Genomic DNA, 13961 nt, shown 5'->3' with positions numbered 1-13961 from the left:
ACCGGCAACCCTAGGGCGCGGGGTCCCTAGGAGACGTCGGTGGGCTCCTCGTCGTCGCCGCGGCGCCGGTCGCGCCAGATGACCACGGCGATGACGGCGACGACGATGAAGGTCGGCACGAAGAACGGCACCGCGGTGATGATGGGGTGGGAGGCCAGCACCCCGCCGGCGGGGGTCACGCGCTGGCCTTCTCGCGCGTCCCGGTCTCGGCGCCGGCCCGCTCGGGCAGGATGCGCGAGACCCGGGCCACGCCCCAGCCGAGCGCGATGACCAGGGTCAGCGTGCAGGCCAGCACGACCGCGGAGCAGACCAGCCAGAGCCAGCCGGGCACGCCGCTCTTCAGCTCGCGCTGCAGGATCTTCTTCTCGCTCTGCACCGGCCGGGTGAAGTGGTCGGTGGCGGGCAGCTCCTTGGCGCCGATCGCCGGGTCGTCGGGCAGGTAGATCGGGACGCCGGCCAGGGTGCGGCCGTCGTGGATGCGGATCAGGGTCTTCCACTCGCCGTACAGCGGCATGGGCGCGGCGGTGCGGTAGACGCCCTGGCCCTCCTTGATCAGGGGCTCGACGTGCAGGCCCTTGCCCTGCCAGCCGGTGATGGCGACCCAGGCGGGGTCGTCGACGGCGTTCGCGGGCGACAGGGTGATGCGGGCGTTGGCGGTGCGGTGGGCGGCGTCGCCGCGCACGTCGGTGAGGTCGACGGTGGCCTGCTCGCCCTTGGGCACGCTGAAGATGACGCAGTTGGTCGCGGCGGCGGCGAACGCCAGGATCGCGGCGGCGAACAGGGGGCGGGCGACGGCCGGGCGCGGCAGCCGTCCTTCCAGGCCTTCGGCGAGCATCGCGCCGCACAGGCCGCCGGCGACGCCGCCGACGACGGCCATCAGCGAGCCCTCGACGATGATGTCGCCCGTCCAGGGAAGCTTGTAGGCGAACCGGGTCCAGCCGTACTCGGCGGCGAACCCGGCGGTGCCGATCAGCACGCCCGACACCGCGCCGAGCAGCAGCGGGCGGCGGGCGAGCACGAGCGCGGCGAGCTCGACGCACAGGGCCTCGGCGAAGTACAGCGGGACGGCGGCCCACAGCTCGCCGATGATCCCGCCGACGATGAGCGAAACGCCGCCGCGGATCAGCATGTAGAACACCACGGCCGCCAGCGCGCCGCCGCGGCCGACCCACAGGCGGGCCGCGACCAGGGCGCAGCCGGCCGCGAGGGCGATCAGCAGGGGCTGGTTGACCAGGCGGAACTGGGTGACGCCGAAGTCGAACTCGGCCTGGAAGACCGACAGGCCGATGAGCAGGCCGCCGGCGTGCATGCTGCGGCGCACGAACAGGGCCCAGGCGGCGGGGCGGTCCCCGGCGGGGCCGTCGTAGGCGCGGCGGCCCTCGCGCTCCAGGATCATCATGCCGACCAGGGACAGGCCGGCGCCGCCGATGAGCATCAGGTGGGTGGGGCCCCACAGGGTGACGTCCTGGCCGAAGATGCGGTGCCAGACGTCGTCGAGGGGGAAGCCGAGCAGGGCGTAGAACCCGGCGCCGGCGAGCAGGACGCCGCCCGCGGGGGCGTACCAGTCGCGGGTGATGCGCACCGCGGCCTTGCCGGGCCGCACGCCCTTGTTCGGCAGGGCGATCGCGAGGACGCCGGCGGTGAAGATGCCGAACAGCCCGAACAGGATCGGGTAGTGGGCGATGTTGGCGAGCGGTCCCTCGTCCCGGCCGTGCGAGATGTGCAGGGAGATGTCCCAGTACATCCCGAGCAGGGCGGTGAGCAGGGAGAACAGGGCGACGACGATGGGCAGCGAGGCCCAGCCGGGCAGGCCGCGGCCGGGTCCGCGCTCGGACAGGTCGGCCAGCCGGGTGAGCAGCGTGAGGCGCCCGGTGCGGTGGCCCCAGCCGAGGATCAGGAGCGCGGCCGTCAGAATCCCGGCCGCGCCCGTCGCGATGATGATCTGGTCGAGAGCGGCGCCGCCGGCGGGCTTGGCCTGTGGTGCGGCCAGTGCGGCGTCCACGAGGGGATTTGACAGTCGGTCCAACATGGATGCTCCCATAGCCACAGAAACGGGGTACAAACCACCCCGGCCGAAGTATGTCACTCACTAATGTGTCATTGTCTAGTGTCTCGTTGAGTGGTGTAAGGCATCGGAGGGAAGGGAGTGACGCCAGCGTGAAGGCCAAGACGATGCTGGTGACGGCGGTGGCCCTGGGGACGCTGGCCTCGGCGGCGGCGTGCGGCAAGCCGGCCGACGGTCCGGGCGGCGCCTCGGGCGGCGCGACGCCGGCTCCGGCCGGGTCGTCCGGCGCCCCGGCGACCGGCACCGCACCGGCGGGACAGACCGGCGTGACCAACGTCGAGGCGACTGTCACCAAGGGGAAAGTGCGGACGGCGTCGGGCCGGGTGAAGGTCCGCCTCGGCGCCCGGGTGCGGATCACCGTCACCAGCGACACCGCCGAGGAGTTCCACCTGCACGGCTACGACCGGGAGATGACGCTGGCGCCGGGCAAGGCCGCGACGCTGGAGCTAGTCGCCGACAAGCCCGGCGTCTTCGAGGCCGAGCTGCACCACTCGGGCGCCCGGGTGTTCGAGCTGCAGGTGGGCTGAGCGGTGCCCGTTCCGGCGCAGCAGGTCCCGGCGCAGCAGGTGCTGGCGCACGGGCTCGGCGGCCGTACCGACCTGCCCTTGGACGCGGTCGCCGCGATCGCCGGGGGCGGCGCGGCCGTGGCCGCGACGTTCCTGGTCCTCACCGTCGCCTGGAAGCGGCCGCGGCTGCGCGCCGACGGCGGGCGGCCGCTGCCGGGCGGGCCCGCCCGGTTCCTGGACGCGCCCGCCCTCACCGCGGCCGGCCGCGTCGCGGCGTTCGCCGCGACGGCGCTGGTGGTCGCGGTGGCGTTCGCGGGGCCACCGACAGACCGGCGCAACCTGGCGCCGTGGGCGCTGTTCGTCACCTTCTGGGTGGGGCTGGTGCCCGTCAGCGTGCTGTTCGGGCCGGTCTGGCGGCGTGTGAATCCGCTGCGCGCCTTGCACGCGGGGCTGTGCCGGCTCACCCGTACCGATCCGGGCGGGCGCCGCCGGCTGCCGGAGCGGATCGGGTACTGGCCGGCGGCGGCGTGGCTGACGGGGTTCGTGTGGCTGGAGCTGGTCGCGCCGCACCGCTCCGACCCGCGCCTGGTCGGCGCGCTGATCATCGGGTACGCGGCCGTCAACGTGGCGCTGGCGTGGTGGTTCGGGCGCGGCTGGTTCACCCGCGGCGACGGCTTCGAGGCCTATTCGAGCCTGCTGGCGCGCATGTGCCCGGTCGGGCGGCGCGGCGACGGGACGCTGGTGCTGCGCACGCCGCTGGCCGGGCTGGTGCGGGTCACCGGCGAGGCGGGGCTGGCGGCGACGGCGTGCGTGCTGATCGGCTCGACCGGGTTCGACGGCATCACCCGCACCACCTACTGGCGCGACAACGTCGACCCCTCCAGCATCGTCTGGGGCACGCTGGGGCTGGCCGCGGCGATCGGGGCCGTCGCCGCCCTGTACTGGACGGCGATGCGCGCCTGCGCGGCGCTGACCGGCGGCGATCCGGCCGAGCTGCCCGGGCGGTTCGCCGCGACGCTGCTGCCGATCGCGCTCGGCTACACCGTGGCGCACTACTTCTCGTTCTTCGTGCTGGAGGGCCAGATGACGTTCATCCTGGCCAGCGACCCGTTCGGGACGGGCCTGAACCTGCTCGGCTCGACCGGCAACCAGGTCGACTACGGGCTGGCCGGGCCGACGCTGACCGCGCAGGTGCAGGTGAACGCGATCGTGCTCGGCCATATCTGCGGCACGATCGCCGCGCACGACCTGGCGCTGCGCACCCAGCCGCCGGAGCGGGCGCTGCGCGGGCAGCTACCGGTCGCCGCGGTCATGGTCGTGCTGACCTGCGCGGGCCTTTTCGCGCTGCTGAGCGGCTGAGCCCGCCGGGCCAGCGGCGGGTCCGGCGGCGGGCTCGGTGTTCTGGCGGGCGTCGCGCTGCCTCCTGCGCCGTTCGGCCTCCTTGCGGGCGACGCCGATGGCGATGAGGACCGGCAGCCAGAACTTGGTGGTGGCCAGGACCGCCGTGAGCCAGCCGGGCAGCGCGACGTCGGGCAGGTCGATGTCGGGCAGGGGCAGACTCGGCAGGTCGAGGTCCGGCCAGGGGATCTTGGGCAGGTGGAGTTCGGGCCAGGGGACGAGCGCGAGCAGCGCCTTGATCAGCGCGGCGACGCCGAGCAGCCCGAACAGCACCTTGCCGACGGCCAGCACCACGTGCCGTGAGGCGTACAGGCCAGGATGCTGCATCGCGAACCGCTCGCGGCGGGCGGCGCGGGTGCCTTCGGGCGGGGTGAACGCGACGCCTTCGGGCTTGGCGGCGTCGTCCTTGGCATCGCCGTCCTTGTTGCCGCCGTCCTTGGGCTCGGGCGGGTCGAGGCGGACGCGGGCGGCCTGGCCGTCCAGCAGTCCGCGCAGGTCGTAGCCGACGAGCACCGTGTGCTCGCCGTAGGGGAACCTGGCCTGGAACAGCACCTGCTCGTCCTGCCCGGCCGGCTCGCCGTCGACGGTCAGCCGGGCGGTGCGCAGCCAGCCGCGCCGCTCGCTCTCCACCCGCAGGCGGTGGCCGTCGTGGTCGAGTTCCCAGTGGCCCCGCGCGGCGCCGTTCATCGAGATCCCCCTGATCCTGGGCAAGGTCACGCTCCCCGTGTGCATCGCGTGGTTCCAGCGTGCCGCCGGGGACGGGGCCGGGCATCGTCCGATGTGCCATGGCCGGTAGACCAAAGTCGATGCCCGGCCGGGCCGGGTCAGGCGGCGTGCGCGAGGCCGGCGCGCAGGTGGGCGGCGGTGGCCGAGTGCGGGTCGCGGGCGAGGTCGGCGGGGGTGCCGGCGAAGACGATCTCGCCGCCGTGGCGGCCGCCGCCGGGGCCGAGGTCCACCACCCAGTCGGCGTGCTTGACCACGTCCAGGTCGTGCTCGATGACCAGCACGGTGTTGCCGCGGTCCACCAGCCGGTCCAGCAGCGCGAGCAGGGTGGCGGTGTCGGCGGGGTGCAGGCCGGTGGTCGGCTCGTCCAGCACGTAGATCTCGCCGTCGCGGTGCAGGTGCCCGGCGAGCTTGAGGCGCTGGCGCTCGCCGCCCGACAGGGTGTCCAGGGAGCGGCCGAGCGTCAGGTAGCCGAGCCCCACCTCGGTCAGGGTGCGCAGCGTGCGCTCCACGTGCGGGTCGCCGGTCCAGGCCAGGGCCTCCTCGGCGGTCATCGCCAGGACGTCCGCGATCGTCTTGCCGCGCACGGTGTGGCGCAGCGCCTCGGGCCGGTAGCGGGTGCCGCGGCACTCATGGCACAGGGTGGTCACCGGGTCCATGAACGCCAGATCGGTGCGGACGGTGCCGTGGCCGGCGCAGGCGGGGCAGGCGCCGGTGGAGTTGAAGCTGAACAGTCCCGCCGGCGCGCCGTTCTCGCCGGCGAACAGCCGCCGCAGCCGGTCCATGATGTCCAGGTGGGTGGCGGGGCAGGCGCGCCGCGCCGCGGTGGCCGCCGACTGGTCCACCATGATCGCTTCGGGGTGGGCGGCGCGGAACTCCGTGGCCACCAGCGTGCTCTTGCCCGATCCGGCCACGCCGGTGATGGCGGTCAGCACGCCGACGGGGAAGCGCGCGGTGACGTCCTTGAGGTTGTGGGAGCGCGCGCCGGCGACGGTGAGCCAGCCGGCCGGCTCGCGGAAGCGGTCCTTCAGGGGCGCGGCGCGGCGCAGGGACCGGCCGGTGGGGGTGTCGGCCTGGCGCAGCCGGGCGACCGGGCCCTGGAACACGACCCGGCCGCCGCGTGTCCCGGCGCCGGGGCCGAGGTCGACGACGTGGTCGGCGGCGGCGATGACGCCCGGGTCGTGCTCGACGACCAGGACGGTGTTGCCCTGGTCGCGCAGCCGCCGCAGCAGGTCGTTCAGGCGGGCGACGTCGCGCGGGTGCAGGCCGGCGCTCGGCTCGTCGAAGATGTAGGTCATGCCGGTGAGGCCCGAGCCGAGGTAGCGCACGATCTTCAGCCGCTGGGCCTCGCCGCCCGACAGCGCGCGGGCCGGGCGGTCCAGGGTGAGGTGGCCGAGGCCGGCCGACTCCAGGCGCCGCAGCCGGTCCGCGGCGGCCTGGGCGACCGTCTGGGCCACCGGGTCGCCGATCGCGCCGAGCACCGCGATCAGGTCGGTGATCTCCATGCGGCCGAAGTCGGCGATGGTGCGGCCGTCGATCTTGCCGGCCAGGGCGGCCTTGTTCAGGCGGGCGCCGCCGCACTCGGGGCAGGCGGCGCGGGTGACGGCGTCGCGGACCAGGGCCTGCGTGCGCTCGGGCAGCGAGGCGGGGTCGCGGTTGAGGTAGAGGCGGTCGAAGCGCCGGACGATGCCCTCGTAGGCGTTGTCGCCCTGCGTTCCGTTGCGGTTGCGGCGGGGGACGCGAAAGCCGTCGCCGTGCAGGAACAGCCGCCATTCGTCCTCGGTGAAGTCGCGCAGCGGCTTGCCGGGGTCGAACAGGCCCGACTCGGCGTACAGCTGCCAGGTGAAGGTGCCGGCGGCGAACGGCGGGAACACGATGGCGCCGTCGTCCAGGGACCGCGCGGTGTCCAGGATGCGGTCCAGGTCGAGGCGGGCGGTGCGGCCGAGGCCGTCGCAGCGCGGGCACATGCCCTGGGGGTCGTTGAAGGAGTAGCGGCTCGCCTCCCCGGCGCTCGGGACGGCGTGCCGGGAGAACAGCACCCGGATCATCGGCTGGACGCCGGTGGCGGTGCCGACGGTGGAGCGGGCGTTGCCGCCGATCGGCCGCTGGTCGACCACGACGGCGGGGGTCAGGTTCTCGATCGCGTCGGCGTCGGGCCGCTCGTGCTTGGGCAGCCGGTCGCGCACGTGCCAGGAGTAGATCTCGTTCAGCCGGCGCCGGGCCTCCACCGCGACGGTGCCGAACACCAGGGAGGACTTGCCCGAGCCCGAGACGCCGGTGAACACCACGATGCGCTCCTTGGGGATGCGCAGCGAGACGTCCTTGAGGTTGTTCTCCCGGGCTCCGCTGATCACGATGCTCTCGCTCATGCCCGTCACGCTAGGCACCAAGCAGGCCAGGATCTGTCCTCATTGGCGGGCATACTCGGTGGCGTGACCGACACCTCAGCGCGGCTGCTGCAGCTGCTGTCGCTCCTGCAGACCCGGCGTGAGTGGACCGGGCCCGAGCTGTCGGAGCGGCTCGGGGTGAGCGCGCGGACGGTGCGCCGCGACGTGGAGCGGCTGCGCGGCCTCGGCTACCCGGTGCACGCCACGCTCGGGTCGATCGGCGGGTACCGGCTGGAGGCGGGGGCGGCGATGCCGCCGCTGCTGCTGGACGACGAGGAGGCCGTCGCCATCGCGATCGGGCTGCGCGCCGCGGCGGGCGGCGCGGTGGCGGGGATGGCCGAGACCTCGGTGCGCGCGCTGGCCAAGCTGGAGCAGGTGCTGCCCGCGCGGCTGCGGCGGCGGGTGAGCGCCCTGCACGCCGCCACCGTGCCGATCGCGGGGGCGCCCGCCGGGCCGACGGTCGAGCCGGGGACGCTGACCGTCCTGGCGGCCGCCTGCCGTGACCGCGAGCGGCTGCGCCTGGTCTACCGCGACAAGGACGGCGCCCGCACCCGCCGCCTGGTCGAGCCGCACGCGCTGGTGGCGGCGGGGCGCCGCTGGTACCTGGTCGCCTTCGACACCGGCCGGGACGGCTGGCGGACGCTGCGGGTGGACCGGCTGGAGGAGGCGGAGCCGACCGGGGTGCGCGCCGCGCCGCGCGAGCCGCCCGGCGGGGACGCGGCGGCCTTCGCGCGCCGCTCGCTGGCGGCGGGACGGCCCGAGGTGCGGCCGGTGCTGCTGGTGCGCGTGTCCGCGGCCGAGCTCGCCGACCGGTTCCCGGTGGCCGGGCACGAGGTGGAGCCGGTCGACGACCGCTCCTGCGTGCTGCGCCCCGCTCCGGCGTCGCTGGAGTACACCGCGCTGCGGCTGGCGTTCCTGGAGGTGGACTTCGAGGTCCGCGAGCCGCCCGAGCTGGCCGCCCTGCTGCACGATCTGGGGTCCCGGCTCGTGCGCGCGGCGGCCCGGGAGCACCGGCCGGCGCGCTGACCGCTGTTCGGCGCCGGCTACGGGCCGGGGATCGCCTTGGCGCGGGCGCTGGGCCGTGCCGGCTGCGGCGCGCACGGCGCCGTCGTCGTCGTCGCCGGTGTGGGTGTGGGTGTGGGCGCCGGGGGCTTGGACTCCGTGGTGGCGGCGGTGTTGTGGCGTTTCATGACGGCCTGCAGGCCGGGGGCGTCGGCGAGGGTGGGGCAGGCCCACTGGTGCTGGTGGCCCCAGGAGTAGCTGATGTCCAGGGCGGGGCGGGGCGCGAGGGTCTTCCAGTGGTCCAGCAGGGCCCGCAGCTGGCGGGCGGTGGGCAGCCGCCAGGCGTCCTCACCGCCGGCGCAGGTCTGGCCGAACGTCTGGAACACCGGGACGATCATGCGGCGGGGGAAGCCGGCCTGGTCGGCCTGGGCGACCATCGCGTCCACGCGCCGCAGGTCGCAGCCGGTGGCGCCGGTGCGGCAGGGGTAGGGGTCCAGGCCGATCAGGTCCAGGTGGGTGGTCTCGGGGCGCAGCGGCCGCATGCTCCAGTCGGTGAGGGAGGCGAACGCCTTCTGGCCGGGGGCGTGGGTGTGCACGATGTCGGCGCGGCGGCGGATCTCGGCGGCGATGCCGGGGCAGCCGGCGGGGTCGGGCTCGTCCGACAGGTACCAGCCGTAGACGCGCGGGTCGCCGGCCAGGCGCTCGACGGCGGCGGTGAAGTCGTCGGCCGCCATGGTGAAGTCGCCGCAGGTGAAGTTGCCGGCCCACACCATGGCCCGGCCGCCGGGCGGCAGCGCGGCGATCTCGTCCGGGTCGGGGCCGACGTCGAACAGGTCGTAGCCGAGCGCGGCGGCCTTGGCGCGGTCGGCGGCGGGCATGTTGAGCGCCAGGTGGTGGGTGGCGCCGGCGGGCCGCACCGCCCGGGCCTTGGACACCGCTGTGGGGGTGGTCGTGGCGGCTCGGGGGGCGGCGTCGCCGGGCGAGGGGGCGAGCAGGAAGCCGGTCAGCGCGCCGGCGAGGGTTCCGGCGAGGGCGGCGGTGGCGATCCAGGGGGCGGGTCGGCGCATGACGGGTCTCCCGGCATCGGCGGGTGGTGATGTGGAGCCTGCGCCGATTGTGTGCCGGTTCGCCGGGCCGGGCGAGGTTTCATGCCGGATGGTTCTGGGTCGTGGCGGGGGCCAGGCGGGGCAGGACGTTCTCGCCGACGCGGTAGGCCTCCTCCAGGTGCGGCCAGCCCGACAGGATGAACTCCTGCACGCCGAGGGCGGCGTAGCCGCGGATCAGTTCGGCGACCTCGGCGTGCGAGCCGACCAGGGCGGTGCCGGCGCCTTCGCGGACCAGGCCGGCGCCGGCCCACAGGCCCGGTGAGATCTCCAGGTCGGCGGTGGTGCCGTGGTGCAGGTCCACCATGCGGCGCTGGCCGACGGAGTCGAAGCGGGCGAAGCGGGCCTGGGCGGCGGCGATGCGGGCGGGGTCCATGCCCTGCAGCAGGCGTTCGGTCTCGGCCCAGGCCGCGGCGGTGGTGTCGCGGGTGATGACGTGCAGCCGGATGCCGAAGCGCAGGGTGCGGCCGTGGGCGGCGGCCAGGGCGCGCAGCCGGGTGATGCGCTCGGCGATCGCGGCGGGCGGCTCGCCCCACATGAGCGCGACGTCGGCGTGGCGGGCGGCGACCTGCTCGGCGGCGGGCGAGGCGCCGCCGAAGTAGATCGGCGGGGGCGTGGTCAGCGGGGTGGCCAGGCCGCCGCGTTCGATGCGGTAGTGGTCGCCGTGGTGGTCGAAGGGGGTGCCGGTGAAGGCGCGGCGCAGCACGTGCAGGAACTCGCCGGTGCGGGCGTAGCGGGCGTCGTGGTCCAGGAAGTCGCCGTAGGCGCGCTGTTCGGCGGGGTCGCCGCCGGTGACGACGTTGAGCAGCAGCCGGTCGCCGGAGATCTGCTGGAAGGCCTGGGCCTGCTGGGCGAGCAGGGTGGGCAGGGTGAAGCCGGGCCGGAACGCCACCAGCGGCCGCAGCCGGTCGGTGTGCTGGGCGAGGGCGGCGCACACGATCCAGGGGTCGGGGCAGCCGGCGCCGACGGGGGTGAGGGCGGCCTGGAAGCCGGTGGCCTCAGCGGCGCGGGCGACCTGGACCAGGTAGCGCAGGTCGGCGGTGCGGGCGGCGGGGCGGTGGGTGTCGGTGGTGGTGATGGCGGTGCGCACGTCGTGGCCGTCGCCGGTGGTGGGCAGGAACCAGTGCAGGTTCAAGGGGTGGTCCATGAGCGGGTGTTCCTTGGTCAGTCGCGGTGGTGGACGGTGGTGCCGCCGACGACGGTGCGCAGGACCTGGACGTCCTTGATCCGCTGGGGCGGGACGGTGCGCGGGTCGGCCGACAGCACGGTCAGGTCGGCGAGCTTGCCGGGCTCCAGGGAGCCGCGGTCGTGGTCGTGGAAGTGCTGCCAGGCGGCGTCGATGGTGAGGGCGCGCAGCGCGCGGGCGGGGGTGACGCGTTCGGCGGGGCCGAGGACGCGGCCGCTGCGGGTGGTGCGGTTGACCGCCGACCAGAGGGCCTGCAGCGGGCTCATCGGCACGACGGGGCTGTCCAGGTGCAGGCTGTGGCGCAGGTTCAGCCGCTGGGCCGAGCGCAGCGGGCTGATGCGGGCGGCGCGTTCGGGGCCGAGGAAGACGTCGCGGTGCTGGTCGCCCCAGTAGTAGGTGTGGGAGACGAAGAAGGAGGCGGTGACGCCGAGGCGGCGCATGCGGCGCAGCTGGTCGGGGCGGGCGGTCTGGGCGTGCTCGACGCGCATCCGGTGGTCGCGGCGGCCGTGCTTGGCGATGGCGGCCTCGTAGGCGTCCAGCAGGTCGTCGATGGCGGCGTCGCCGTTGGCGTGCAGGCGGATGGCGTATCCGGCGGCGTAGAGGGCGTCGACGCGCCGTTTCAGCAGGTCGGCGGGGTAGTTGGTGTAGCCGCGGTAGCCGGCGGGCAGCCCGTCGGCCAGGCGGTGGTAGGGCTGGGTGAGGTAGCCGGTGTAGCCCTGGATGGAGCCGTCGTAGACCGCTTCGCCGTAGCCGGAGACGCGGACGCGGTCGTCGCCGGTGCCTTCGGGCAGGGGCAGGCCGCCGGGGGCCAGGGGGTCGCCGTTCAGCATGAGCAGGGCGCGCAGGCGCAGCACGCCGGCGGCGCGCCAGGCGTTGAGGGCGGCGTAGGTGTCGGCGCCGCCGCCGGCCACGACGGTGGTGGTGACCCCGGCCGCGGCGTACAGGGCGTCGGTGGCGCGGGCGGCGGCGGTGAGCTGGGCGGGGGTGAGGGCGGGCTGGTGGCGGGTGACCAGGGTGGTGGCGGCCTCTTGGAGCAGGCCGGTGGGGCGGCCGGTGGCGGGGTCGCGGGCGATGACGCCGCCGGGCGGGTCGGGGGTGTGTTCGGTGATGCCGGCCAGGCGCAGCGCGGCGGTGTTGGCCACGCCCATGTGGCCGTTGGTGTGGGCGGCCCAGATGGGGGCGGTGGCCGAGACCTGGTCCAGGTCGGCGGCGGTGGGGTGGCGTCCTTCGGCGAGCAGGGTCTGGTCGTAGCCCCAGCCGAGGATCCATGCGCCGGGGGCGCCGGCGGCGGCCTTGGTCTTCAGTGCGGCGATGAGGTCGGCGATGCCGGTGACGGTGCCGACCGGGGGGCTGGACAGGTCGGCCCAGTACAGGCCGATGAGGCCGGGGGCGGGCAGGTGGCTGTGGGCGTCGATGAAGCCGGGCAGCAGGGTCGTGCCGCGCAGGTCGACCTGTTCGGTGGTGCGTGCGGCCAGGGCGCGTATGCGCCGGTCGGAGCCGATCGCGGTGATGCGGCCGCCGGTGACGGCGATGGCCTGGGCGTCGGGGCGGCCGGGGGCCAGGGGGACGACGGTGCCGCCGTGGTAGACGGTGTCGGGTGCGCCGTGGGGGCGCGGTGCCGCAGCGGCGGCGGGCAGGGCGGGCAGGGCCGCGGCGGCGACGGCGGCGAGGGAGCCGCCGAGGAAGGCGCGCCGTCCGTGGTCAGAGCACAGGGTGCACATGGGGGTCCTTGCGGGGGTCGGCGGCGTGGCGGACGGCTGCGGCGACGCTTTCGCGCAGGGTGAGGTAGGCCGGTTCGGTGCGGGGGTCGGGGGCGCGGGGCAGGTCGGAGGGGTGGTCGGCGACGACGGTGCCGGGGCGGCGGCTCATCACCAGCACGCGGGTGCCGAGGTAGACGGCCTCGTCGACGCTGTGGGTGACCAGCAGGACGGTGGTGCCGGTGGCCTGCCAGATGCGCCGGATCTCCTCTTGGAGGCGTTCGCGGGTGAGGGCGTCCAGGGCGGCGAACGGTTCGTCCATGAGCAGGATGGCGGGGCGGGGGGCCAGGGCGCGGGCGATGGCGGCGCGCTGCTGCATGCCGCCCGACAGTTCGTGGGGGCGGCGGCCGGCGGCGTCGGCCAGGCCGGTCAGTTCCAGCAGCTCGCGGGTGCGGGCGGTGCGCCGCGCGGCCGGGACGCGGGCCATGCGCAGGCCGAACTCGATGTTGCGGCGCACGTTCAGCCAGGGGAACAGGCGGGGCTGCTGGAAGACCACGCCGCGGTCGGGTCCGGGGCCGGTGACGGGGGCGCCGGCGACCTGCACGGTGCCGCCGGTGGGGGCCAGGAAGCCGGCGACCAGGCGCAGCAGGGTGCTCTTGCCGCAGCCCGAGGGGCCGACGATGGTGACGAACTCCCCGGCGCCGATGGCGATGTCGATGTCGTCCAGGGCCTGGACGCGGGCGCGGCGCCCGCCGTAGGCCAGGGACACGCCGCGCAGTGCGACGGCCCCGCCGCCGGCCCCCTCTTCGACGGGGCCGGCGGGGGTGTCAGCGGGGGAAGGCATCGCCCAGCTCCTTGGCGGCCAGTCCCTGCTGGAAGACGCTCAGCTGCGGCACCGCGGGGATCTTGTGCTGGGCGGTGAGGAACTCGGCGGCGCCGTGCAGGTCGGCGGCCAGGCCGCCGGGGGCCTGGGCGGTGCCCAGGTAGCGGGCGCCCTGCTGCTGGCGGGCGTCGAGCAGGACCAGCTCGTCGATCTGGCGGGCGGCCTCGGCGGGGGGCAGGTTGAGCTGGCGGCCGACGGCGGCGGAGGCGGCGGCCTTGTCGGCGCGCACGAGCTTGACGGCGCGGTCCTGCTGCTGGAGCCAGGTGGTGAGGGCCTTGGGGTACTTGTCGGCGAAGGCGGTGCGCACGACGGCCAGGTCGGCGGTGACCTTGCCCTTGGCGGCCAGTTCCCTGCTGGTGATCAGGACCTTGCCGGTGGTGCGCAGCCGGCCGAGGACGGGCGTCCACACGTAGGCGGCGTCGATGTCGCCGCGGGCCCAGGCGGCCTGGATGTCGGGGGGCTCGAGGTCGACCAGGGTGACGTCGGACTCCGTCAGCCCGGCGCCCTGCAGGGCGGCCAGCAGGCTGTAGTGGGAGGTGGAGGAGAACGGCGCGGCGATCTTCTTGCCCTTCAGGGCGGCGATGGTGGTGGCGCCGCGGGCGACCAGGGCCTCGTTGTCGCCGATCACGTCGAAGATCCAGGGGACCTTGTACTTGATGTTCAAGGGGGCCGACAGGCCGCGGGTGACGGGGCTGGAGCCGGCCAGGCCGATGTCCAGGCCGCCGGCGACCATGGCGGTGTTGACGTCGCCGCCGGACTCGAACCGCGACCAGGTGATCTTGGTGTGCGGCAGGGCCTGCTCCAGCCAGCGCTGGTCCTTGACGATGAGGTCGCCGTTGGGGATGGCCTGGTAGCCGATGCGCAGCGCCTTGGGCGTGCCGTCGGCGTTGGGCGCGGAGTCCCCGGCGGCGGCGCCGGTGCCCGAGGCGCAGCCGGTGAGGGCGAGGCCGAGCGCGGTGAGCGCGGCGAGCGCGGGCAGTGGTCGCAGCTTCATGTGTGGGGTTCTTTCTG

General features: G+C 75.2%; 12 protein-coding genes. 3 read left to right on the top strand and 9 right to left on the bottom strand.

The genetic code is table 11. The features are described 5' to 3' along the window. Positions 1 to 26: 26 nt before the first annotated feature. Both ACRB68_RS34445 and ACRB68_RS34440 read right to left on the bottom strand, forming a co-directional pair. Positions 27 to 179: a hypothetical protein gene (locus ACRB68_RS34445; protein ID WP_153540017.1), complete on the bottom strand. Its 153-nt coding sequence runs from the start codon at positions 177 to 179 to the stop codon at positions 27 to 29. Next, on the bottom strand, positions 176 to 2002 hold the full coding sequence (locus ACRB68_RS34440) for a hypothetical protein (RefSeq protein WP_328595162.1): 1827 nt from the start codon (positions 2000 to 2002) through the stop codon (positions 176 to 178). Before ACRB68_RS34440 ends, ACRB68_RS34445 begins: the two co-directional genes overlap by 4 nt. 155 nt (positions 2003 to 2157) lie before the next feature. On the opposite strand from ACRB68_RS34440, the gene ACRB68_RS34435 reads away from it, so the two are divergent. Further along, positions 2158 to 2592 (top strand): cupredoxin domain-containing protein, encoded by a 435-nt coding sequence (locus ACRB68_RS34435; RefSeq protein WP_153540015.1) that lies wholly within the window; start codon positions 2158 to 2160, stop codon positions 2590 to 2592. A 3-nt stretch (positions 2593 to 2595) separates the two neighbouring features. Then, positions 2596 to 3930: a hypothetical protein gene (locus tag ACRB68_RS34430; protein WP_328595161.1), complete on the top strand. Its 1335-nt coding sequence runs from the start codon at positions 2596 to 2598 to the stop codon at positions 3928 to 3930. Here the strand turns inward: ACRB68_RS34430 and ACRB68_RS34425 are convergent. After that, positions 3865 to 4680 carry a hypothetical protein gene (locus ACRB68_RS34425; protein ID WP_153540013.1) on the bottom strand — a complete coding sequence of 272 codons (816 nt, stop codon included), beginning with the start codon at positions 4678 to 4680 and terminating at the stop codon, positions 3865 to 3867. The genes ACRB68_RS34430 and ACRB68_RS34425 overlap by 66 nt on opposite strands. Positions 4681 to 4793: 113 nt before the next feature. After that, complete coding sequence (locus ACRB68_RS34420; protein ID WP_153540011.1) at positions 4794 to 7061, bottom strand: ATP-binding cassette domain-containing protein; 2268 nt, start codon at positions 7059 to 7061, stop codon at positions 4794 to 4796. Positions 7062 to 7124: 63 nt separating this feature from the next. Here ACRB68_RS34420 and ACRB68_RS34415 point away from each other — a divergent pair, with 63 nt between their 5' ends. Beyond that, positions 7125 to 8105, top strand: a complete 981-nt coding sequence (locus ACRB68_RS34415) for a helix-turn-helix transcriptional regulator (RefSeq protein WP_328595160.1) — start codon at positions 7125 to 7127, stop codon at positions 8103 to 8105. Positions 8106 to 8122: 17 nt separating this feature from the next. Here the strand turns inward: ACRB68_RS34415 and ACRB68_RS34410 are convergent, their stop codons facing one another. From ACRB68_RS34410 to ACRB68_RS34390, 5 genes are all read right to left on the bottom strand, one after another. Next, positions 8123 to 9148: a hypothetical protein gene (locus ACRB68_RS34410; protein WP_153540007.1), complete on the bottom strand. Its 1026-nt coding sequence runs from the start codon at positions 9146 to 9148 to the stop codon at positions 8123 to 8125. 79 nt (positions 9149 to 9227) lie between these two features. Beyond that, on the bottom strand, positions 9228 to 10331 hold the full coding sequence (locus ACRB68_RS34405; RefSeq protein ID WP_235960685.1) for an LLM class flavin-dependent oxidoreductase: 1104 nt from the start codon (positions 10329 to 10331) through the stop codon (positions 9228 to 9230). 17 nt (positions 10332 to 10348) lie between these two features. Beyond that, positions 10349 to 12091 (bottom strand): amidohydrolase, encoded by a 1743-nt coding sequence (locus tag ACRB68_RS34400; RefSeq protein WP_153540005.1) that lies wholly within the window; start codon positions 12089 to 12091, stop codon positions 10349 to 10351. Then, positions 12072 to 12911 (bottom strand): ABC transporter ATP-binding protein, encoded by an 840-nt coding sequence (locus tag ACRB68_RS34395; RefSeq protein WP_153540003.1) that lies wholly within the window; start codon positions 12909 to 12911, stop codon positions 12072 to 12074. Before ACRB68_RS34395 ends, ACRB68_RS34400 begins: the two co-directional genes overlap by 20 nt. Continuing rightward, a complete protein-coding gene (locus ACRB68_RS34390) occupies positions 12895 to 13944 on the bottom strand; it encodes a taurine ABC transporter substrate-binding protein (RefSeq protein ID WP_153540001.1) in 1050 nt (349 codons plus the stop codon). The genes ACRB68_RS34395 and ACRB68_RS34390 overlap by 17 nt, the downstream gene beginning before the upstream one ends. Positions 13945 to 13961 lie beyond the last annotated feature (17 nt).

Origin of the sequence: Actinomadura macrotermitis (assembly GCF_009604375.1) — a bacterium.
In the GTDB taxonomy this organism is placed as follows: domain Bacteria; phylum Actinomycetota; class Actinomycetes; order Streptosporangiales; family Streptosporangiaceae; genus Spirillospora; species Spirillospora macrotermitis.
The sequence above is the reverse complement of the archived record's forward strand: the minus strand, read 5'-3'. Positions and strand labels throughout refer to the sequence as shown.

What these genes read in the sequence shown, in the direction of transcription:
- ACRB68_RS34420 (WP_153540011.1), bottom strand. Translation starts at nt 7,061, where the DNA reads ATGAGCGAGAGCATCGTGATCAGCGGAGCCCGGGAGAACAACCTCAAG.
- ACRB68_RS34410 (WP_153540007.1), bottom strand. Translation starts at nt 9,148, where the DNA reads ATGCGCCGACCCGCCCCCTGGATCGCCACCGCCGCCCTCGCCGGAACC.
- ACRB68_RS34405 (WP_235960685.1), bottom strand. Translation starts at nt 10,331, where the DNA reads ATGGACCACCCCTTGAACCTGCACTGGTTCCTGCCCACCACCGGCGAC.
- ACRB68_RS34400 (WP_153540005.1), bottom strand. Translation starts at nt 12,091, where the DNA reads ATGTGCACCCTGTGCTCTGACCACGGACGGCGCGCCTTCCTCGGCGGC.
- ACRB68_RS34395 (WP_153540003.1), bottom strand. Translation starts at nt 12,911, where the DNA reads ATGCCTTCCCCCGCTGACACCCCCGCCGGCCCCGTCGAAGAGGGGGCC.
- ACRB68_RS34390 (WP_153540001.1), bottom strand. Translation starts at nt 13,944, where the DNA reads ATGAAGCTGCGACCACTGCCCGCGCTCGCCGCGCTCACCGCGCTCGGC.